The 23,209-nt window shown below is 42.4% G+C and carries 12 protein-coding genes; all 12 read left to right on the top strand.

The window, feature by feature from the left end:
• Positions 1-16: 16 nt before the first annotated feature.
• The 12 genes from AB4128_RS05450 (at position 17) to AB4128_RS05395 (ending at position 23,209) form a co-directional block, all read left to right on the top strand.
• On the top strand, positions 17-1,054 hold the full coding sequence (locus AB4128_RS05450) for a formimidoylglutamase (RefSeq protein ID WP_372037205.1): 1,038 nt from the start codon (positions 17-19) through the stop codon (positions 1,052-1,054).
• Positions 1,055-1,417: 363 nt separating this feature from the next.
• Entirely contained in the window at positions 1,418-2,173 is a 756-nt protein-coding gene (ubiE, locus tag AB4128_RS05445; RefSeq protein ID WP_055023560.1) for a bifunctional demethylmenaquinone methyltransferase/2-methoxy-6-polyprenyl-1,4-benzoquinol methylase UbiE, read from the top strand.
• A complete protein-coding gene (locus AB4128_RS05440) occupies positions 2,173-2,793 on the top strand; it encodes an SCP2 domain-containing protein (RefSeq protein WP_055023561.1) in 621 nt (206 codons plus the stop codon). Before ubiE ends, AB4128_RS05440 begins: the two co-directional genes overlap by 1 nt.
• Positions 2,790-4,439: a ubiquinone biosynthesis regulatory protein kinase UbiB gene (gene ubiB / locus AB4128_RS05435; protein WP_372037204.1), complete on the top strand. Its 1,650-nt coding sequence runs from the start codon at positions 2,790-2,792 to the stop codon at positions 4,437-4,439. Before AB4128_RS05440 ends, ubiB begins: the two co-directional genes overlap by 4 nt.
• 101 nt (positions 4,440-4,540) lie before the next feature.
• On the top strand, positions 4,541-4,780 hold the full coding sequence (gene tatA, locus AB4128_RS05430; RefSeq protein WP_055023563.1) for a Sec-independent protein translocase subunit TatA: 240 nt from the start codon (positions 4,541-4,543) through the stop codon (positions 4,778-4,780).
• Between the two features lie 6 nt (positions 4,781-4,786).
• On the top strand, positions 4,787-5,185 hold the full coding sequence (gene tatB / locus AB4128_RS05425) for a Sec-independent protein translocase protein TatB (RefSeq protein ID WP_055023564.1): 399 nt from the start codon (positions 4,787-4,789) through the stop codon (positions 5,183-5,185).
• 10 nt (positions 5,186-5,195) lie between these two features.
• A complete protein-coding gene (tatC, locus tag AB4128_RS05420; protein ID WP_055023565.1) occupies positions 5,196-5,954 on the top strand; it encodes a twin-arginine translocase subunit TatC in 759 nt (252 codons plus the stop codon).
• A gap of 56 nt (positions 5,955-6,010) precedes the next feature.
• The gene (locus AB4128_RS05415) at positions 6,011-6,604 is read left to right on the top strand and encodes a hypothetical protein (protein ID WP_372037203.1); all 594 of its coding nucleotides are present in this window, start codon (positions 6,011-6,013) and stop codon (positions 6,602-6,604) included.
• 2 nt (positions 6,605-6,606) lie between these two features.
• Complete coding sequence (locus AB4128_RS05410) at positions 6,607-7,404, top strand: TatD family hydrolase (protein WP_372037202.1); 798 nt, start codon at positions 6,607-6,609, stop codon at positions 7,402-7,404.
• Positions 7,404-9,374 (top strand): diguanylate cyclase, encoded by a 1,971-nt coding sequence (locus AB4128_RS05405; protein ID WP_372037201.1) that lies wholly within the window; start codon positions 7,404-7,406, stop codon positions 9,372-9,374. The genes AB4128_RS05410 and AB4128_RS05405 overlap by 1 nt, the downstream gene beginning before the upstream one ends.
• Before the next feature lie 26 nt (positions 9,375-9,400).
• Complete coding sequence (hemB, locus tag AB4128_RS05400; protein WP_055023568.1) at positions 9,401-10,411, top strand: porphobilinogen synthase; 1,011 nt, start codon at positions 9,401-9,403, stop codon at positions 10,409-10,411.
• Between the two features lie 207 nt (positions 10,412-10,618).
• Complete coding sequence (locus tag AB4128_RS05395; protein ID WP_372037200.1) at positions 10,619-23,209, top strand: adhesin; 12,591 nt, start codon at positions 10,619-10,621, stop codon at positions 23,207-23,209.

Here is a 23,209-nt window from a genome sequence, read left to right as displayed (position 1 = left end):
GATAGAGTAGGTTTTTATGCTACAGATAATGACGCACGAAGCAATTAAGCAGTTTGTCTCCCCCCGTGATGGAGAGACAAAATTAGGACAAACAGTGCACGTGCTTGCACCATCATTAACTAACAGTGCGACGCAACAAGAAGCTTTACACCAGTTTAAATCCCAAGGCGGACAGTTCGTTATTCTTGGGATCAGCGAAGATGCAGGCCCTAGAGCAAACCTTGGTCGAGGTGGAGCAAATACGGCTTTTGAAGCAACGATGTCGCAATGGTTGAACTTGCAATCAAACCGATACCTTCATGGAAAAGAATGCCTTATTTTAGGCAACCTCCTACCTCACCATCTCGATGACAATGCCACTCAAGCCGACTTATCAAAAGCAACAGCTGAATTAGATGAGCAAGTTATCAACATCGTCAGTCAAATATTTGCAGCACAATTAACGCCCATAGTGATAGGCGGCGGTCATAACAATGCTTATGGCCTTTTAATGGCTGTAAAAGATCAATTTAATCAAGCTGCTGCGGCGGTCAACCTCGATCCACATAGCGATTTTCGACCACGAGAAGGCCGACACAGTGGCAATGGATTTAGCTACGCAGCTGCCAATGGTGCATTAAGTTACTACCATGTACTTGGATTACATGAACTTAAAAATAGCGAAGCGACACTAGAACAACTCAGTTTATTTGGTGGTCAGTGGCATACTTTCCAGCAAATTTGGGTCAGACGAGAAATCAGCTTAACTGAGGCATTAACCCAGATAAGTAAGAATATTAATCAAACCCAATCACCAGTGGCGTTAGAGCTTGATGTCGATGCTATCGCTAAAATGCCGAGTAGCGCGTCTACTTTTGCGGGAATACCACTACTTGATGCCTGCCACTACGTCAGTTATATGGCTAAACATACTCAAACTGCATACTTACATATTGCTGAAGCTGCACCGTTATGTCATGAAGCGGGCGAGTCTGCTGGCAATAGGGATGTAGGGCAAAGTGTAAGTGAATTGATTTATGCTTATATTCAAGCCAAGCAACCGCAACACTATTAAAAACACAGAAACAACTTTAAATCAGGGTGTTACCGACATTCAAGTTAAGACTAGGCGGTCATACAGGCAAAATGATAACGCCTACAAAGTATCAAGCACTGCGTAAAGTTGAACCCAGTGTTTAATTAAGGCGTATGATATTGACAGTTATGCTGTATTTGCGCCATTTGAGACTATTCAATATCGAGTCGTTTTGTGGTCTAATGCAGAGCAATTTTTTGCAAAGCTGCAAAACGATTCTGGTTTGCCACTTTCCACGCTGTTTCTAGTAAACTTGATCACACTCTCGCTGATTAAAGTTTCTGCAAAGCAAGCAATGGCATACACTCGCAGTTAATTATCGCACATTATAGGAATACACAAATGTCTGAGGGCGACCCAAAGAACACGCATTTTGGTTATAAAACCGTTGAATCAGAAAAGAAAGCTGACTTAGTTGCTGACGTATTTCACTCGGTTGCGGCTAAATACGACATTATGAATGACGTGATGTCTTTTGGTGTTCATCGTTTCTGGAAACGTCACACCATTGCGACAGCGGGTGCACGTCCAGGTATGAAAGTGTTGGACTTAGCAGGTGGAACCGGTGACTTAACCGCAAAGTTTTCACACCTCGTTGGTGATCGTGGCCAAGTGATCTTAGCTGATATCAACGACTCTATGTTGAAAGTTGGCCGCACTAAACTGCGTGACAAAGGCATTGTAGGAAATGTTGACTACGTTCAAGCTAATGCCGAAGCATTGCCATTTCCTGATAACTACTTCGACATCATTACCATTGCATTTGGCCTACGTAACGTCACCGACAAAGATGCCGCTTTACGCTCAATGCGCCGCGTATTAAAACCAGGTGGAAAGTTATTAGTGCTAGAGTTCTCTAAACCTCAGCATGAAGTCATGCGTAAAGTGTATGATATGTATAGCTTTAAAGTATTACCTAAGATGGGTGCATTAATTACACAAGATGCTGACAGCTACGAATACCTTGCTGAATCAATTCGTATGCATCCAGATCAAGACACATTAAAACAAATGATGGTTGATGCTGGTTTTGAACAAGTCGATTACACCAATATGACTGATGGTGTCGTTGCACTTCATCGTGGTTACAAGTTCTAATGCAACCGAATCATTTTTCACTCTTTGCTTGTGCAGGATTAGAAACGGCCATTGCGCAGTTACAAGCGCAAGACAAGGGTGAATATGCACGGCTTAAACAATTACACGGTAAAGTGTTTCGTATTCAACTAACCCAAGTTGAATGGCCACTTTACTTTGTTTTTGCCAAACAGATTCAAGTGCTCAACGCCTACGAAGGCGAAGTGGATGTCAGTATTTCAGCCGATGTCACGACCTTATATAAAGTCACTGACGGTGACAGCCTGACTGAGCTCATTAAAGAAGACAAATTGACACTGGATGGTGATATAAACTTATTACAAAGTTTTAGTCATTACTTGCGTCATATTGAGTTAGATTTTGCGGAGCCATTATCAAAATATATCGGTGATGCACCCACTCATTTGTTGATTTCAGGGGCTCAACAACTTGCAAGCACTGCTAAAGACATATTCTACAAATCGCGTTCCCATGTCGGTCAATTAACCACCGAAGAATACCGTCTTGCCCCCCATCAAATAGAATTCATTCATTTTCGTGATAATCTGGAAGAATTAGCAGATAACACCAATGCAATTGCGGACAGAATTGCATCACTAAGAGAAAAGATTACCCCATGACAATTGCCAGTATCAGACGTGGTTATCAAGTCATCAAAACTGTATTGCATTACGGCCTAGATGAGATTATTGCTAATAAGAAAACCCCCTGGTACTTCAGTTTGCTTCGCAATTGCTTCTTCTGGCTTCGCAATCAACACAAAGATAAACCCGCAGCAGAACGCTTAAAACTGGCGATGCAAGAACTAGGACCTGTCTACATTAAGTTGGGCCAAATGTTGTCCACACGTCGTGACTTGTTGAATGACGAGTGGGCAAATGAGTTATCAATGTTGCAAGACAGAGTCCCTCCTTTTGATTCAGCACTCGCTAGACAGGCTATTGAAGCTGAATTAAAAGCACCAGTCGAAAGCTTATTCGATAACTTTGATGAAACCCCGCTCGCATCAGCCTCAATTTCACAAGTACATACTGCAAATTTAAAAGAAAATGGCGCCGAAGTGGTACTGAAAGTCCTTCGTCCCAATGTCGAAGCACAGGTGCAAGCAGATTTACAATTAATGTGTCAGGCTGCAGATCTACTTGAAAAGCTGTTAGGAGAAGGCAACCGCCTACGCCCTGCTGAAGTAATTGATGATTACCGCACCACAATACTAGGTGAGTTAAACCTGAATCTAGAAGCCCTTAATGCGGTTAAACTGCGCAATAACTTCTTAGATTCTGACGCCTTATATGTACCCTATGTCTATGAAGACTATTGCTACCCTCGTTTGATGGTCATGGAACGCGTTTATGGTATCCCTGTATCAGACGTTGAAGCACTGAAAGCCCAAGGCACAAACCTTAAATTACTAGCAGAGCGCGGTGTAGAGCTATTTTTCACCCAAGTATTCCGCGATAACTTTTTCCATGCTGACATGCACCCTGGCAATATCTTTATTAGCCGTGAGCACCCAGACAATCCATTTTATATCGGTATGGATTGCGGCATCATGGGCACATTAAGCGATGTCGATAAACGATACTTAGCTGAAAACTTTCTTGCTTTCTTTAACCGAGACTACCAACGAATTGCACAGCTTTATATTGAATCAGGCTGGGTATCTGAAAACACAGACGTACTGGCATTTGAGCAAGCCGTTAAAGTGGTGTGTGAGCCGATGTTCAATAAACCATTAGATGAAATATCATTCGGTCACGTGTTACTAGAGCTGTTCCGCACAGCCCGCCAATTCGACATTGTGGTGCAACCACAACTGGTTTTACTCGAAAAAACATTACTTTACATTGAGGGGTTAGGCCGTCAGCTTTATCCTCAACTTGACTTGTGGTCGACAGCAAAACCATTTTTAGAGCAATGGATGTCTGAACAAGTCGGGCCTAAAGCGATTTTTGACAAAGTGAAAATGAAAAGTCCTTACTGGGCAGAAAAGTTACCTGAATTGCCAGAACTGATTTATGACAACCTAAAAGTGGGCCGAAAACTGCTGGGGACTCAGCAGCAAATGCTTGATAAATATTTAAAATTTCAGCATAAGGCCCATAAAAGCAATTACTTATTAATAACATCTGCTGTATTGTTGATCTGTGGCACACTATTATTAAATCAAGACGCTACACTATGGCCTTCTTATATTTGTATCACATCAGGTATAGTGCTTTGGCTCACAGGATGGAGATCCAGACCAAAGAATCGTAAATTTTAACTAGCACTTATTCATTAGAGGTTCATAATACTCGATGTAATAAAGGTTATAATTTTGACTTTATTCAAAATCACGTTTTTATTCTTATAGAGGAAATGTTCATGGGCGGCATCAGTATTTGGCAGCTTCTTATCATTGCGTTAATTGTTGTTTTGTTATTCGGAACTAAAAAGTTACGTTCTTTAGGTGGTGATTTAGGTGGCGCTGTTAAAGGCTTCAAAAATGCTATGAATCCTGAAGACGAAGAGAAAAAGTCTTTAGAAGATAAAGAAAGCACAGCGAAAACTTCTCAACAGGCAACTGAACAAAAGTCCGAGTCAAAGGACAAAGAACAGGCGTAATTCATTATGTTTGACGGTATTGGCTTTATGGAGCTACTGCTGATTGGTATTTTGGGGCTAGTGGTATTGGGCCCCGAAAGACTCCCGACTGCAGTACGTTCAATATCTGGGTGGATTCGCTCATTAAAGCGAATGGCAAACTCTGTTAAAGACGAATTAGAGCAAGAGCTTAAAATCGAAGAGCTACATGCTGATCTGAAAAAAGCTGAAAGCAAAGGTTTGTCTAACTTATCTCCTGAATTACAAGAGTCTATTGATCAGCTAAAAGATGCTGCGCAATCGGTTAATCGTCCTTATCAAGTAGAGGACATTAATAAAGATGCTGCAACAGCAAAACCAGCTGAAAGCGCCACTACAACAAGTGAGCAAGCAGCAGACTCGACCAGTTCAAATACCAAAAGCTAGCGGGTAATCAATGTCACAACAGCTACCTCTCATTAGTCATTTGCTTGAATTGCGTAATAAGTTACTCAGAGCTATCGGCAGTGTTTTGCTGGTATTTATCTGTTTAGTTTATTGGGCAAATGATATTTATCATTATATGGCGATCCCATTAATGCAATCACTGCCTGAAACAAGCAGCATGATTGCAACAGATGTAGCTGCGCCATTTTTCGCCCCATTTAAATTAACCTTAGTGTTGTCATTTTTTGTGGCAATTCCCTATGTGTTATATCAGGCGTGGTCTTTTGTCGCACCGGGTTTATACAAGCACGAAAAGCGCCTTATTACACCACTGTTATTCAGTAGTACACTGTTGTTCTATCTTGGAATTGCATTTGCGTACTACATTGTCTTTCCAGTTGTGTTTGGCTTTTTTACCAGTGTGGCACCAGAAGGCGTTACCGTTGCAACGGATATCAGTAGCTACTTAAGCTTTATTCTGAAGCTATTTTTTGCCTTTGGATTAGCCTTTGAAATTCCCGTTGCTGTAGTATTAATGTGTTGGGCTGGCGTAACCACTCCCGAAGAATTAAAGCAAAAACGACCATACATTGTCGTAGGCGCATTCGTCGTGGGTATGATGCTCACTCCACCGGATATTATTTCTCAAACAATGTTAGCTGTTCCTATGTTAATATTATTTGAAGGCGGACTCATAGCAGCTAAGCTATACACGCCAAAAGAAGATACAGATAACGAAGAGTCTAAGAGTGAAAGCACTGACAGCTAAGTAATTGCATTTAATACTCATGGACTAGTAAAACAATAATAAAGAAGGATTCTGTTATGCGTTTAACCTTGGTTGCCACTTTTGCTTTGGCTATCACTTCTCAAGCTCATGCCTCAGTGGAAGAGCAATTGGCAACATGTGCCAATCATACCGATAAACTGGACCGTCTAATGTGTTACGACGCATTAGCGGCCTCAGTTTCTACAGCAACATCTACACTTTCAACATCCCAGATTGCTAAAGCAGTCACTGCGCCTGCAGCAGTTGCAGTGACGTCAACACAAACAAACACAGCACCTGTTACGCCAACAGCGGCTGCAGCGCCAGTTGAAGCGAGTGCTAACACCGCTGAGCAAGAGTTTGGTTTGAAGAATGTCGCTGAAAAAGATGAACAGGAATTTGGCTTAAAACAAGTCGCTGATGACGAAGAAGATGTTCGTCTTTATGCCGAAGTGTCATCCATAAAGAAAGATCCTTATGGTTCATTAATTGTGACATTAGCCAATGAGCAAACTTGGAAACAAGTAGGAACTGAGCGCTATAAGCTTAAATCAGGCCAAACCATCTTTATCAAAAAAGGCGCACTAGGTTCATTTTTACTTGGTAGTGATGGCCGCAATTCAACCATGCGAGTTAAACGTCTCAAGTAATTATGTCTCAACATATCGATATTGCGGTTAACCTACTCAGTAGTCGGTTAGTAGCAGATATAGACACTATTATTCACAATGCAGCGGAGAAAAATGTATCTCCGCTGATTGTTATTGGCAGTGACCTATCTGAAAGTACTGATGCCATCACCCTTTGCCAGCAATACCCAATGCAGTTGTTGTCTACGGCAGGTGTACATCCACACCAAGCCAGTACTTGGAATGAGTCCAGTACAGCTGAGCTACAATCCCTAGTGGGCTCTGAGCATGTCGTTGCGATTGGTGAATGCGGTTTAGACTATAATCGTGACTTTTCTCCTCGAGACAAGCAACGAGAAGCATTCGATGCCCAACTGGCATTAGCGGTAAAACTGCAAATGCCAGTATTAATGCATTGTCGTGATGCCCATAACGACTTTGTTGAAATAGTATCTCAATATAGGCAACAATTACCTGCCGCAGTACTGCACTGCTTTACCGGAACAAGAGATGAGCTACTTGCTTGTATTGAACTCGATCTTCATATCGGCATTACGGGATGGGTGTGTGATGAAAGGCGTGGTGCTGAACTTGCCAGTATTGTCCCTCTGATTCCAGATAACCGGATTATGGTTGAAACCGATAGCCCCTATCTGTTGCCAAGAAGTATGCGACCTAAACCTAAATCGAGTAAAAACTTACCGCAATATTTACCTTATATTGTCGACTATATTGCCCAGCTTCGTGGGCAAACCTATGAACAATTTTCGGATCATTGTTACCGCAATAGCGTTAACTTTTTTAATCTAGGCAACACCTAATGCCTAGAGCACCGCTAACTCACTACAGTGCCATATTATTGTTCTCGCTTTTCAGCTTACTTTTTTGCGCAGCGAGCATGGCAATCGATCATGATTATGTACAAAGCCAAACTCAAGTATCAGCGATTAATAATCAAGATGTTTTTGACACAAACGAGCATAAAAATACCCCTCTCAGATTAACAGAATCTTCCATCACCAAAATTGATCTCACTGATTGGCTCTACATCCATAACTCCAATAATATAACCGAGCTTGCTACCCTCACCTTACACAATAACAACAAGCAAAATTGGCATAAATTTACCGAAGCAGACATGCGCTCAATTGGAGCGAAAAATACTTGGGTCAGCTTCAGTATTTATAACCCTAACGATCAATTGTCACGCATTATCGCCTTAGATAACCCACTGCTAGATAGATTGAAGTTGTTTCATCTAGTGGATAATGATTTAAAGAATGTTGAACTGATGGGGGATAGCCTGCCTTTTGATCAACGTCCACTGCAAAGTAACTTATTTCTATATCCATTCGACATGAAACCCGGCGAGCTGCATACCTTTTATTTTAAAATTAATAATCGCGGCACACTCAATATTCCCTTAGTGCTTTGGAGCAAGAATGATTTTAGCCATGCGATAGAAACCCAGAGCCTAGTGCATGGGCTTCAAATTGGTATTTTAATCGCAATTAGCTTATTCAGTTTATTTATTGCACTGGCTTCTGGCTCGTTCAGTTACAGCTATTACTGTGGTTATGTCATGAGCTTAACGATCATTGTCACGAGTATTTATGGTATTTCATTTCAGTATATTTGGCCCTCATTGCCTGGACTGCAGCAATTAATCATTCCGATGATGATCCCTATCGCACTGGCTTTTGCATTGATGTTTACTGAAAAGGTTATGCAACTTAAATATCATAATAAACGCATGTTGCTAATGGGGCGCTACTTGGCAGTTTATTGTGTATTCCTAAGCTTAGTGATCTCATTTTTAAATTTTGAAGTGACCATATACCTCCTGGGTGTATCAATCATTTTAATTAGTTTTACCTTAATTGTATTTTCAATAATACAAGTTCTAAAAGGCACTAAAAACGCCCGCTTCCATGCCATAGGCCGTATTGGTTTATTTGCTGGTTCTTTAATATCAGCATTAATCTATTTAGGTCATATTAGCTGGCAAATCTTGCCGCAAACTCCAATTATGGTTGGGCTGACCTTTGAGGTCATTATCATGTCAGCAGTATTGGCTATGCGCTATAACGATGAGCGCAAAGCAAAATTACAAATGCAGAAAAAAGCGCTTGAACAAGCGGTAAGGTTACAACAAAACCGAGATGAAGCACTACGAGCTGAAGCGCAAGCGAACGAGCGCTTAGAACAAATGGTGGCACAGCGAACCTTAGAACTTGAAGTGACCTTGCGTGAGTTAAATGAAGCTAACCAAAAACTCACTCAGCAGAATACCATTGACAGTTTAACGGGTGTTAAAAACCGTAGTGCTTTTGATAAGCGTCTTGCCGCTGAGGGTCGTATCAGTCGTCGTCAACAGACACCATTGGCGATATTAATGATTGATATCGATAAGTTTAAAGACATTAACGATCAACATGGCCATCTTGCTGGCGATCACTCAATAAAAGTGATTGCGACTACAATTTCAGATTTTTTAAAACGTCCAACCGATCTGGTGTCACGTTTTGGTGGTGAAGAGTTTGCTATTATATTACCGAATACTGATAGTGAAGGAGCCATGCAGTTAGCAGAGCAAGTTCGCTTAGCAATATCCAAGTTATCCATTGATTGGGAGAATAACCCTATTCCCCTTTTTGTAAGTATTGGAGTCAGTGCTTCGGTAATTGAAACTGATGAACACCCAACTCTGCTACTTGAACAAGCCGATAAAGCGCTTTACCAAGCTAAGCGCAATGGACGAAACCAAGTAAGCCAATTTTCGTCCGAATAAGAGCAAATTAATATCAGGAGTCGAATGTGAATATTATTACTAGTGCGTTTCCACAGCGCAGAATGCGCCGCATGCGTAAACATGATTTCAGCCGCCGTTTAATGTCAGAAAACAAATTGTCGGTAAATGATCTTATCTACCCAATGTTTATTCTTGAAGGTAACAATCGCACTGAACAAGTGGCTTCTATGCCAGGTGTTGAACGTTATTCAATCGATTTATTGCTTAAAGAAGCGGCTGAACTCGTTGAATTAGGTATTCCGCTTATTGCCTTATTCCCTGTGACTCCGGCAGAAAAGAAATCATTAATGGCTGAAGAAGCTTATAACCCTGATGGGCTGGTTCAGCGTGCTGTGCGTGAACTAAAGCAAGCTTTCCCTGAGTTGGGCGTGATGACTGATGTGGCTTTAGATCCATTCACCACTCACGGTCAAGATGGCATTATTGATGATGAAGGTTATATTCTTAACGACATCACCACTGAAATCTTAGTTAAACAAGCCCTATCTCATGCAGAAGCAGGTGCTGATATTGTTGCGCCTTCTGACATGATGGATGGCCGTATTGGCGCTATCCGTGAAGCACTGGAAGCTGCGGGTCATGTGAATACCCAAATTATGGCTTACTCAGCCAAGTACTCTTCTAGCTATTATGGCCCATTCCGTGATGCAGTTGGCTCAGCAGGCAACCTTAAAGGTGGCAACAAGCACAGCTATCAAATGGATCCAGCCAATAGTGATGAAGCACTTCACGAAGTCGCATTAGATATTCAAGAAGGTGCTGACATGGTGATGGTTAAACCTGGTATGCCGTATTTAGATATTGTTCGCCGCGTTAAAACAGAACTTGCAGTACCAACATTTGCCTATCAGGTCAGCGGCGAATACGCGATGCACATGGCAGCAATTCAAAACGGTTGGTTAGCAGAAAAAGCCATCGTAATGGAATCATTACTTTGCTTTAAGCGTGCTGGCGCTGATGGTATTTTGACCTACTTTGCTAAATCTGCCGCTCAGTGGCTTAAAGAAGACAAATAAAAATTATTGATTGTTTTAAAAAAGAGGCCAATTGGCCTCTTTTTTTGTATCTTTATGAATCAAAACAGGTGAATATTTCATCATCGCTTTTAAATTTAAAAAACAAGGTTTATGCTTTAAATTGCGCTTAATTTGTTGGTGATCCTCGTCATAAGCGGTAAACGTATTTGATTACTGACAACAATGGATTGAAATTAAGGAATGCAAATGATTGTTGATGGTGTAGATGTGTTGTACTACGTTAAAATTGGCTCAAGCATTTTCGCTGTAGCGAACGATGGTCAATGGCATGCGGTTACGCTAGATAACGTCAGCAATGAATTAACCGTTCATGACGTCAATGCTGAAAGTATTTTTATTAATGCAGACAGCGCCCCTTATATTGTTGTCGACCAACAAAGCGTTTTGCTGCCTAATTCATTACTGATTAATTCAGCCAAAGACGAAGGGCTGCAAAATAGCCCAGCTCAAGATAGTTCGACTGAACCCGTTTCTATCAGCTCAAATACTTCTGGCGAGAACAGTAATAATGTCAGTAATAGCGGGCTTAACTACTTCTACCAAATCATTCAAACTCGATATAATGCGCTCATTGCCCAATCTGGTTACGACACTCAAGGCAATGAACAATTCAATTCTACTGACTCAATCAATTCCCTTGTTGGCAGCCAAGATACTTTTTTAACGTTAACTTTATCTGTCAATATTGAAGATGCAAACGACGGCTATTTAAACCAGTTTGAAGTCCCTACGGTCGATATCAATGGCCAAGCACTCGATGCTCGAAATGGGCAAGTACTCCAGCTCACGCTAACGGATATCCAGGGTCAGCAAATTGTATTGTCAGTATTGGTGATGAATGAGTCATGGCAAGTGAATGGGCTTGATATATCAACCCTAGCTGAAGGACTGATTACCGCAGAAATCAGTGCACCAACCTATCAAGGTGAAGCTGCACCAGCAACTGATCAAACCATTAAAGATACCCTCGCCAGCATTACCATTGAAATTGAAGACAATGATAATGTTATCAATGCTGCAGAAATTATATCTGTCACCATCAAAGGTAACGTCACTAACGTCGAAGATGGTCAGACAGTGCTTGTGACGTTAACTGATGCCAGCGGTCATTCTCGCACAATTTCAACCACGGTAATGAGTGGTGCTTGGCAGCTTGATGCTCAAGACCTTTCCGACTTTGATCAAGGTTCACTCACAGCAACCGCTGAAGTTATTGATATAGCGGGTAACCCTATTGCCGCCACTACAGCAGATCCTATTGATATCCTTGCGAATATTGATATTAGCGTTGATACAGGCAATGACGAATTTGTTAATCGGTTCGAGATGAAAAAGCTCGATTTTTCAGGCCGTGTGGTTGATGTCGAAGATGGCCAGACTGTCACCATCACAATTACCGATATCAATGGCCAAGTATTAACCTTTACCACCCAAGTTATTAATGGCGCTTGGCAAATAGATAACGCTGATATTGAAGCTTTAGTTGATGGAGAGTTGCGATTTGATGTCGATACAACAGACTTAGCAGGCAATCCAGCCAGTGCTTCAACTACAGTGATTAAAGATACCATCGCCAATGTCACCATTAATGTCATTGACTCAGACAACCTATTAAACCAGCAAGAAATTGATGACCTCAATACTATTTTTGGTATTGCCAATAATATTGAAGATGGGCAAAAAATCTTCATCACTATCACTGATAGTTTAGGGCAAGTATTCACCCTGTCATCAGAAGTCACTCATGGTATCTGGAGTTTATCAGGCTTAGATGCTTCAGATTTAGCAGACGGGGTATTGCACCTTTATGCCGTGGCAATTGATGCTGAAGGTAACCCAGCATTTGGTAGTAATACCATTATCAAAGATACCCAAGCAGGGATCACCGTTGACATTATCGATAATGATGGCGTTATCAATGCAGCAGAACAAACACAAGTCGGCATACAAGGTAGTGTATCTAAAGTTGAAGATGGCCAAACCGTCACAGTAAGAGTAAGTGATGCTCACGGCAATGCATTAACACTCACGACCACTGTCATTAATGGCCAATGGTCATTGCCTGCCCAAGATTTAAGTCATTTTGATGATGGTACTCTAATCGTTATCGCAGAAGTCAGTGATATCGCTGGCAACCTTGCTACGACGACGACATCGATGCCTGTCGATACCACCGCAGAGATTAGTATCGATTTTCTGGATAATGATGGTGTTATCAATTCAACAGAAATCACTAACGTATATTTTCATGGTAGCGTAGCGAATGTAGAAGATGGTCAAACTGTTATCATCAATTTAACCGATGATTTAGGTAACACACGAACGATAACAACCTCTGTGATTAACGGACTTTGGGCCCTACCTTCACAAGATCTGTCAGCCTTTGATCAAAACTCGTTAGTGGCAACCGCCACCGTCACAGATATTGCAGGAAATACTGCAAGCTCATCATTACCACTCCCGATTGATACCCTAGCAAGTATTAGTGTTGAAATTATTGATAATGATGGCGTGATTAATGCCGCTGAAATGACTCAAGTGGTGATTCAAGGGACTGTGACGAATGTTGAAGATGGCCAAACGGTCACCGTACTGCTCTTTGATAATCAAGGTAATACACTAACGTTAACCGCGATAGTCTCAAACGGAGAATGGCAACTCGCTGCGCAAGATTTATCAAGTTTTGATGATGGGTCACTGTTCGTAACTGCGCAGGTCAGCGATCTTGCAGGTAACCCTGCAACGGCAGCAACGCAGTTACCTGTTGATATTCTTGCTGACATTAATATCGACGTCGACACTGGCCGTGATGACATTATTAATCGTTTTGAAATGCTACGGTTAGATTTTTCAGGGCAAGTCAATGATGTCGAAGACGGCCAAAGCGTGACGATTATCGTCACTGACTCTTTGGGTACATCGTTAACTTTTACCACCACTATCACAGCGGGAAATTGGCAAATTGATAATGCCGATATCTCTTCACTCGTTGATGGCGATATCCTGTTTGCCGTTAGCACCGTTGATATCGCAGGTAACCCAGCCTCAACCTCTACGATTGTCACCAAAGACTCCCTTGCTGCTGTCACCATAGAAGCTGTCGACGATGACAATACGCTCAATGCGATTGAAGTCTCCACAACGACTTTACGAGGTGAAGCACTTAATATTGAAGATGGTCAGAACGTACTTGTATGGGTCACTGATATTAATGGCTTACGCCTTATTTTCAATACCACAGTTGTTGATGGTCAATGGCAGTTAGATAATCTAGATTTATCTTCACTAGCAGAAGGTGAACTCAGCCTAAGAGTCTTATCCATTGACGTTGAAGGCAATCCAAGTATTGGTAACAACACCGTAGCCAAAGATACCCTTGCCGAAATCACTGTTGAAATCATTGATAGCGATGGCGTGATTAATGCCGCCGAAATGGCTCAAGTGGTGATTCAAGGGACGGTTACCCATATCGAAGATGGTCAAACCGTAACGATAAATCTCACTGATAACCAAGGTCATAGCCTCACGTTAACAGCTCAAGTCAATGGTGGGATCTGGCAATTACCAGCCCAAGACCTATCAGGTTTTGATGATGGCTCTTTAGAGGTCACAGCAACCGTAAACGATATTGCAGGTAACCCTGCTACTGCCACTGCTCAGTTACCTGTCGATATTCTTGCCGATATCACGGTTGAAATCCTTGATAATGATGGTGTCATTAACGCCACTGAAATGACACAAGTGGTTATTCAGGGCACGGTAACCGATGTTGAAGACAACCAAACCGTCACCGTTGTCATTACCGATAATCAAGGCCATAGTCTAACGTTAACCACACAAGTCATTGCTGGAGTTTGGCAACTTGCAGCTCAAGACTTATCAGGTTTTGATGATGGCTCTTTAGAAGTCACAGCAAGTGTTAACGATGATGCTGGCAACCCTACCACTGCGACAACTCAGTTACCCGTTGATACCACGGCTATCATCACAATTAACATCATAGATAACGACGATATCATTAACCAAACTGAGCTTTTGGCCGTCGTTGTTAGCGGAACCGTCACTAATATTGAAGCAGGACAAGATGTGACTGTCACGCTGACGGATGCGAATAATACTTCCACCAGCATCATCACCACGGTCAATAGTGACGGTACGTGGACCATTTCAGCGCAAGATCTAGCCGCATTAGGTTTTGTTGACGGTATTTTAACAGCATCAGCAACGGCAACCGATGTCGCGGGAAATACCGCCAGCGCAACGGATCAACTTCTTATAGATACTCAAGTAACCATTGATATCGATACTGGCGCAGATGGGTTTGACGTCGGATTATTTACCTATGGTCGAGAATCATCTTTATCTGGTACCACAACAGGTGCAGAAGAAGGCCAAACAATCACTCTAACGCTAACTGATGGAGTCACCACCAAAACATTTACTACTGATGTTAAGGCCGATGGCACTTGGGAGTTTGATGAAACCTTAGATGTAGATGGATTAGATCAACGTGTAAGTTGGCAGATGAGTGTCAGTGTGACCGACCTTGCAGGGAATACCGCTACAGATGAAATGCCGTATTTAGATATTCCTGATGATGGTTATTTATATGAGTTAGTGTTAAACATTAACAATCAAACAAGTGCCCAGTTTAGTTTTGATATTCTTAATGCCGACCTGACATTATCAACTGACCAATCCTTTCTTCTACAAAACCAATCTAATGGCCAAGACTTGTCGATTGTGATCGCGCCAAACGGCCTGTCTTTCCAAGTTTTTAGGGATGGAGATAACGAACTCGTCCTTGAAGCGACGCTTATCGGAACCGAACTCGACGTTACCCTTTATCAAACGCTGGATAACCCTGCTACAGGTAATTTATCCACATTAATTCGAGTTGAGGGGCTGCAAACGGATACAGATGGCACAACTGAGCAAATCATCACTTACGCCATACTGCATGTAAAAGATACCCCTGAATTAGCCATTGACGATCACTTCACAGCCATTGAAGATACCGCTATGACGGGCTCGATAACTGGTAACGATTATACTATCGAAGGCCCACTGGTCGTCGAAACCGTCACATTTAATGGCATCGATTACCCCGTATTAGAAGGCTCTCCAGCTGTTATTGATACAGGTAAAGGTGAATTAACGGTTTTATACAATGGCTTTTGGCGATTTGAGGCAAGTGACAATCTAGATAACACCGTAGAACAATCCATAAGTTTTGACTACACAGTTACGGACTTTGACGGCAGTATTGCATCTGCAACCAGTACCATTATCATCGCTGACGGTGCAATTGGTAACATGAGTGATGCCAGCTTTTCGACTGCAGAAGCGATTATCAACTCCCCTAATACAGACTCACGCTCTTTTACCATTTCCGCAGGTTCAGACTCCATCGTCGCCAGTTCTGTGGTGTTTAGTAGTTTATCATTAATCCCATTAACCGCATTAGGACTAACATCTAATGGCGACAGTCTCAGTTATATCCTCAGTCCAGATGCTAAAACCATCACTGCATCTGCAAATGGAGTCACTGTATTTACCTTATCTCTTTCTGCTGTCAGTAATGGCGATGATGTCGATGTGACAGCGGTAATGTCATTAACTAGGCCATTAGATCATTACAGTGCTGAATCACTGGAATTAGCCACATTAATCGATGCCAATGATATTGATGGCAGTCATATCGATTTAGGTAACCTTAAATGGAACATACAAGATGGCAATGATGCAGCTATCAATAATATTGAAACCTTGATTTTTGATGAAACAAATCTCATAGGAACACCTATTGCCCAAACAGGTCAGTTTGATATTCAAGTCGGTGCCGATGCTATCGACACATTAGGGTTTGATATTGACCAGCTTCCTGAGCTCACCGTTGGCGGTGAAGTAATTCAATTTGACTTATCCGCTGATGGATTAACGCTAACCGCACATACTGGCGATCCTGCTCAACCAATATTTACCATTGCGATCGACAATGGCTGGAATACTGAATCTGTCACTTTATCTCATGGCTATACAACAACGCTCCATCAACCTTTTGATCAAATTGATACTGACGACATCAACTTTGGCTTATTCATAACTGATAATGATGGCGATACAACACAAGCCACGATGACGTTGACAGTAAAAGATGATGAAGCAGGTGAAATTACTGGCATCACAGTGCAAATTAGCGAGCTGCCTAGCGTTACTCCAGGCGTTGATAACCGTGCTAGTGGCTTTATTAATATCAGTGCTAAAGGCGACCCCATCGTCGATATCAAATTTGCCATTACCGATGGCGACGTGGTTGTAGATGCAGACAATAATGATGTGACTCAAAATGGGTCACTCGTGTATTGGGTGATATCTAATGACGGGGCAACAGCAGAAGGACAAACAGCTGACGGAACTGTTGTGTTCAGAATGAGCCTGCCAACAGACATCCATATCGATGCCGAGTCCACAGCTCAAATTGATTTTGAAATGCGTATGTTAGGCCCAATTGACAACATCGCAGGCTCGGGTGTTGAAAGCAAAATCAACGTCGATGTTGTCGCAACCGACAGCGATAACACAGATATAAACGCCATTATTTCTATTGATATTTACGATGGAGAATCTCCAAGTCTACCTTCTTCGCTCATCTTAACAATCGATGAAGGTGAGCTAGTCGAGAACAACAGCGTCCTTAGCAGTGCGGTATTAAATATCGATAATGGCAGTGATGATATTAGTCGTATTGAATTTGATCCCAGCTTTATTTTTGGGGCTTATACCAGTAGTGGGCAGTCAATATTACTCAGTAATTTTGCTGATGGTAACGGCTGGTATACCGCCATTAGAGCCGGAGACAGTAGTGAAGTATTTAGAGTGCGATTTAACGCCAATGGTAAAGTTGAATTTGAGCAATTTGAGGCCATAGATCATCCTGATGGCGATGGTGAAAATACCTTAACTATCAGCTTTGACGTTATCGCAACCGATGCCGATGGCGATACCTCAAACAGTCAAACGATACATATCAATGTTCAAGATGATGTCCCCATTCAACATGACTCATCACTCACCTTTACCGAAGAAAACAATGCTGACCACAGTGTTAATTTGTTTAATCAAAAACAACAAGGCGCTGATGGAGCACAAGTCAGTAAATTTATATACAAAGGCACAGAATATTCAGCAGGCGATTCCGTTGAACTCTTTACCGATACCGGAGTTAAGTACGGAACGTTAGTGATTACTGCCAATGGTAAAGCCACAGTAACCAGTATGATTTTTGAATATGATGAACTGTTTTATAGTGAGGTGGTTCAGGTATATGTCACCGATACTGATGGTGATACCGTCATTGATAACCTCACCATCACGGCTAACGATAAAGCAGGCTCTATCAAGGTGCTCAACCCCAATTATACCGAAGATACACCTGGGGCTTTATCTATCGTCGCCTTGCCTGGCGATATTGATGAAGGGGAAATCATTCAAAGCATTGTCATCAACAAAGCATCTTTAACAGGTGGCACACTCACATTAGATGGCCAACCTGTCAGCCTAGATGCCGATGGGAACTATATCTTGAGTGGTGGAGATCTGTTGATCAGTAATCTTGGTATAGCGATCCCTAGCGGTGACTTAGTGTTCCACCCTCCTGAAGACGCCTCGGATGCAACCTTAACCATCAACGCTGAAATCACGGTCAATATTAATAACAAGCCGTCAATCTCGACTGAAGTTCCGTTGACTATCGCCTCTGTTGCCGACACACCTGAATGGGAAAACACCAGCCAGTTTACCTATGATGTCAATGAAGATGATGGTGCTTTCAATATAAGCCTGTCAGCCAGTACTAAGGATGTGGTTGGCATTGATGCTCAGGGCTCTGAGGTCATGACCTATGTCATTTTCAATATTGCACTAGGTATTCAGCTCACCAGTACAAACAGTGAAGGTGTGCAATTCTCTATCGCCAATGGCCAAGAAATCAGTGCAGATGAATTAGCATTATTACAAGCTACAGTCGGTGAAAATTTAGCGGGCCAATATAGCTTTGATGTTAGGGCCATCTCGACTGAGCCTGATAATGGCGATACTGCGCAAAGCACCAATGAAACAATCACCATCAATGTCACCCCAATTGCTGATGCTCCCACATTAGTGACTCGTGATATCAATGGTCAAGAAGATCAGCCTATCGCTTTAAACACAATTTTATTTGGCGAATTAACCGATACATCTGGCTCTGAAAGCCTCCATTTTGAATTAACCTTACCAGATGGTTGGCAGATTGATGCCCCAAGCGCCATCCATTTAGGCAACAATGTGTGGACAGTCTCGGTAGACGATCTTTTTGCCAGTCCAGAAGCCATGCTAGTGCCTTTAGCAGACGCAAGCTCTGCAAATCTTGGCGACTTTACTATTTCGGTTCGCAGCTATGCGACAGAAACTACCCAAGATGGTATCGATCCAGTAGACAGTATTATCAATCCCAATCCCAATTACAGTGCCCCACAAACCATAACGATAGCTCTCACCGGTGTCGCCAATGATGCGCCTACCATCACCTCAGATCCCACAGTCTGGGAAATTACCAATGATGGTAATATCAATTCAGTGGCGGCGTTCAATGAGGACACTGATATTCCACTATCATTTACGGTAATTAGCTCAGATGATGATGGCTCAGAAAGTTTAAGCTTACGCATTGTGGGCTTGCCTGACGGTGCAAACTTTGTCGACAGCAATGGCCAGATTGTTAATTTACCCGTAGTCGGTTTTGACGGTTCAGCACCTATTTATAGCGTTACAGCAGCAGAGTTATCTGCACTGTCAATCAGACCCGCTGAAGATTTTAGTGGTCAAATTAACTTACAACTATTTGTCGAAAGCACCGAATTAGATGGCGATAGTGCGCAATACGAACTCAATCTCAATATTGATATTGCCCCAGTAATTGATGAAACATCCGCAACATTAACTACCACCAGCAATGGCAAAGAAGATCAACCTATTGTACTGAGTTTAATACCGGCTTTGTTAGCCGATATTGACGGTAGTGAAAGCATCACAGATATGACGATCTTTCCTTCTAGTGAGGGGATCATTTACTTATTCGATGGCGCTGAAATAACCGTGGGCAGTTCAGGCCTATTACTATCTGAACTTACCGATGAATTTAGCCCAACATTAATAGAGTTACTCAACTCGGGACGCTTAGCCGTACTGCCACCACAAGATGCTGACGGTACTTTCTCATTAGACGTTATTTATCAAATTACCGACACCTCTGATACAGGAGAAACGTCGGTTCAAGATATCGCGAGTCAGCTTTCTATTGAAGTCGATGCCGTTGTAGAAGGCATCACACGATTACAGGTGAACAACACCGTCCTTTATAGTCCTGATGGACAGCCAATTACCATTGGCGATGATATTGTGTTTTTTGATGGTGATATTGATGGCTCTGAAGTACTCGACTATATCGTTATTACAATGCCAAGTGCTGACGGCTGGTATATCACCCATCCAAATGGCGCAATTAACGACGGTGATGGCCGATGGATAATTCCTAGCAATAATATGACCAGTGACTCAGTTCAAGAACAATCACTGGCGATTTTAGAAGGAATGACCATATCAAGTGACCACATCACACTCTTTCAAGCTATCCTTGTAGAAGCCAGAGTGCTAGATAGAGATGACCCAGAAGTTATTTCAGCCAATATTTTTGTTACCTTTGATCAGCCCACTTCAACCTCAACAGCTTCAACTGTGACGGCACTGCAATCGACGACCGTAGATGCTACCGAAGATAACGCCATCAGTTTTGCTGGCCACTTAAACCTATCCATCACGAGCGATAATAATGATGTGATTAGCTTTAGAGTGCTTGCTAGTGATCTCCCACAAGGGGGCTATTTCAGTGGCAGTGATGTCATTGCGCTTTATGATGCCAGCGGTGAAAACGTGATTGAATATGTCTTTACCACAGCATCATTAAGTAACCTCACACTGCACAATGTTGCCGACGACTTTGCCGGAGATATGGTCATCCCTATTCGCATTATTGCAACGGACTCACTCAGTGGTGATACCCTAGTTGATGATAGCCAGAGTCTGGATATTAATATCTCCCCTATCGCTGATGGCCTATCGCTAGATGTATTAGTTGATACTATGGATGAGGACGATCCGACATCACTTGGCTTATTCCTTACTTATGAGGATCTAGATCCAACTGCTGATAATGGTGGTGTTGAAAAAGTGGTGCTTGATAATCCCGCCCAATTATTCACCATTCAACTGCTCGATGGTGGTCAGCTAATTGATAACTCAGGATTATTCCAATTAAAGTCTGGCACCACAGATACATGGGAATTCACAGGTTCTACCAATGCTGCATTAAATTCAGCGCTGGCCTTATTACAATTTTCGCCTCCCGAGCATTTAAGTGGAGACTTTAGGTTACAGATATCAGGTGCAGTCAGTGACACCGCTGATATTGACTCAGCAGATGTCATCGATACCACCAATTTCAGTGACACAATTACGATTCATGTAAACCCAGTAACCGACGCTGCTGACATTCCAGCAGGCCTAATCACTATCAACGGTACAGAAGATACCGATATTTTGCTTAGTGGCATTAATAGCTCAGTTATCGGCTTAATTGATTTAGATGGTTCAGAGGTGCAATACATCACTCTTAATGGCGTGCCAGAAGGGGCGACTGTCTATTACCAAGATGCAGGTGGTGATTTACACATTCTGCCAAACAATGGCGCTGATGGCGGTCAACTCAATGGTACTCCGACAACCTATTGGACAGTCACACCCGATCAACTAGATAGCATAGTCGTTAAGCCTCCACACAACTTTAACGGTGATATGCCACTGTCTTTATCCATCATCACCCAAGAGTTAGGCACAGATGATTTTGTGACTACCTCAATGGACTTTATTGTTGGCGTCAGCCCTGTCGCAGATGGCGTACAAATCATTTCTGCTCCAGACGATTATACGGGTAATGAGGGCGATGACATCAAAGTAGAAATTGCCGCAGAACTACTTAATCTCGATGGGAGTGAATTCTTTGTTGTTGATTTTCTAATCACCTCAAGTGACGCCAGTGCCCTTGTCGACCTTGAAGGTGTAGAAATTGATGGGCAATTTGTTGCTTTAACCGCTAATGGTTCAGGTGGATATATCGCCAGCTTAATTGTTGAAGCTGTCAGCTTAGCTGAAGTCAAAATATTACCTGGTGAACTTGCCTTTGGTACGCTCAATGTTGAAATGGCAATTTCCAGTATTGATACAGCGGAAGTCCTCGGCTCGGAAGAGCTCGACAGAAGCCAAAGTCAAACCGTGTCCTTTGATATTGAATTAACCCCAGAGGTCGATCCGCCTATTTGGACGCAATTTGCCGACTTCACGACCAATCAAACTGACAATATCGCTTTAAACTTGGGCTTAGAGCTGCAAAACCCTGCACCAAATGAAACCGCAACATTAACGATTCTTGGCCTATCAGATGGCATGACGCTTTCGAAAGGTGAAAAACAAGGCAACAAATGGATTGTTAATATTGAAGATGTCGCAGGGCTTACATTAAGCGGTGCGACAGACGGGGAAACAATTACCTTATCACTCGATCCGATTGCGACATTAGGTTCTGATGTGGCCGATGGTGAGCTTGAAACCATCACCATTACCGTTGATAGCAACGCCGTGGTGGCTAATGCATTTGCAGCCAATACATTTGCAGCGAATGCCGCCTACGTTTCAGCTTTCAATATGGCAATGGCGATGACGGTTACCCAGCCAGCGGAACTCGACGATCCGATAGTCCACCCATTTAATGATGAAGCAGCACTAGAGATGATGCAGCTCGATATCATGCAAGAAATGCATGAAAGAGCACAATTTGAGCAAGTGCGGCATTATGAACATGGCTATCGAAACCTGACTCCAACTGCCGCAGCTGTATTTGCTGAAATCGAGTTAATGGAACAAACCCTCGCTCGTTATCAATATGAGCAGTCGCGTAACCCATTATCAAGCCAACCTATAGACGCCATTTTACCTATTGATGAACCAGTCATATCAGATGACATACTTATTCATCAAGATACGATGCCCCCTGTTGCGTCCAATGACTACAGTAAATTGACCTTAGATTCAGAGCCCGACTTTGAACCAGGGACTGAACCAAACTTTGAACCAGAATCTGAACCAAACTTTGAACCAGAATCTGCACCAGAGTTTCAACCAGAGTCTGAACCATTACTCAGCGGTAAACCTGAATACGGATATCAAGATCCGCAACCTATTACCGACGCTGAAGCTCAAACTGTAGAGCCAATTTTTAGTCATCTCGATAATAACTTAGCCCTATTCAGTGAAATGAGCCCAGTAGCGCAAGAGTTGTTGGCACCAGCACTGCCCAATGAAGGTTTATCAACAATAACGATTGAGTCAACCAGCCAATTATCAATCGATATGCAGCAAACTCATTCATATGACAAGCTTATTCAGCAGCCAGGTTTTGATGAGATACAGCCAATTCCAGACGATACCCAAATGAATGCAACATCAGAGAATCAAACTGAGGCTGAAAACCTATTAGCGCTAACTGATGCGATAAAACAGTCCATGGCACATCAGCAAGACGCTTCATTATTCGATGTGCAAACAGATGTCCATTTAAGTCAAACTGAATTGGATGAAATAAACCAATTAGCCGCCCATCAGGCCTTATTAAATCAAAGCTAG

Origin of the sequence: Shewanella sp. 10N.286.52.A9 (assembly GCF_041468985.1) — a bacterium.
GTDB classification, from domain to species: Bacteria; Pseudomonadota; Gammaproteobacteria; order Enterobacterales; family Shewanellaceae; genus Shewanella; species Shewanella japonica.
The sequence above is the reverse complement of the archived record's forward strand: the minus strand, read 5'-3'. Positions and strand labels throughout refer to the sequence as shown.

Coding starts and splice junctions, on each gene's coding strand:
- AB4128_RS05440 (WP_055023561.1), top strand. CDS start 2,173: ATGCAACCGAATCATTTTTCACTCTTTGCTTGTGCAGGATTAGAAACG.
- AB4128_RS05405 (WP_372037201.1), top strand. CDS start 7,404: ATGCCTAGAGCACCGCTAACTCACTACAGTGCCATATTATTGTTCTCG.
- tatA (WP_055023563.1), top strand. CDS start 4,541: ATGGGCGGCATCAGTATTTGGCAGCTTCTTATCATTGCGTTAATTGTT.
- AB4128_RS05410 (WP_372037202.1), top strand. CDS start 6,607: ATGTCTCAACATATCGATATTGCGGTTAACCTACTCAGTAGTCGGTTA.
- AB4128_RS05415 (WP_372037203.1), top strand. CDS start 6,011: ATGCGTTTAACCTTGGTTGCCACTTTTGCTTTGGCTATCACTTCTCAA.
- ubiB (WP_372037204.1), top strand. CDS start 2,790: ATGACAATTGCCAGTATCAGACGTGGTTATCAAGTCATCAAAACTGTA.
- AB4128_RS05395 (WP_372037200.1), top strand. CDS start 10,619: ATGATTGTTGATGGTGTAGATGTGTTGTACTACGTTAAAATTGGCTCA.
- tatB (WP_055023564.1), top strand. CDS start 4,787: ATGTTTGACGGTATTGGCTTTATGGAGCTACTGCTGATTGGTATTTTG.
- ubiE (WP_055023560.1), top strand. CDS start 1,418: ATGTCTGAGGGCGACCCAAAGAACACGCATTTTGGTTATAAAACCGTT.
- AB4128_RS05450 (WP_372037205.1), top strand. CDS start 17: ATGCTACAGATAATGACGCACGAAGCAATTAAGCAGTTTGTCTCCCCC.
- tatC (WP_055023565.1), top strand. CDS start 5,196: ATGTCACAACAGCTACCTCTCATTAGTCATTTGCTTGAATTGCGTAAT.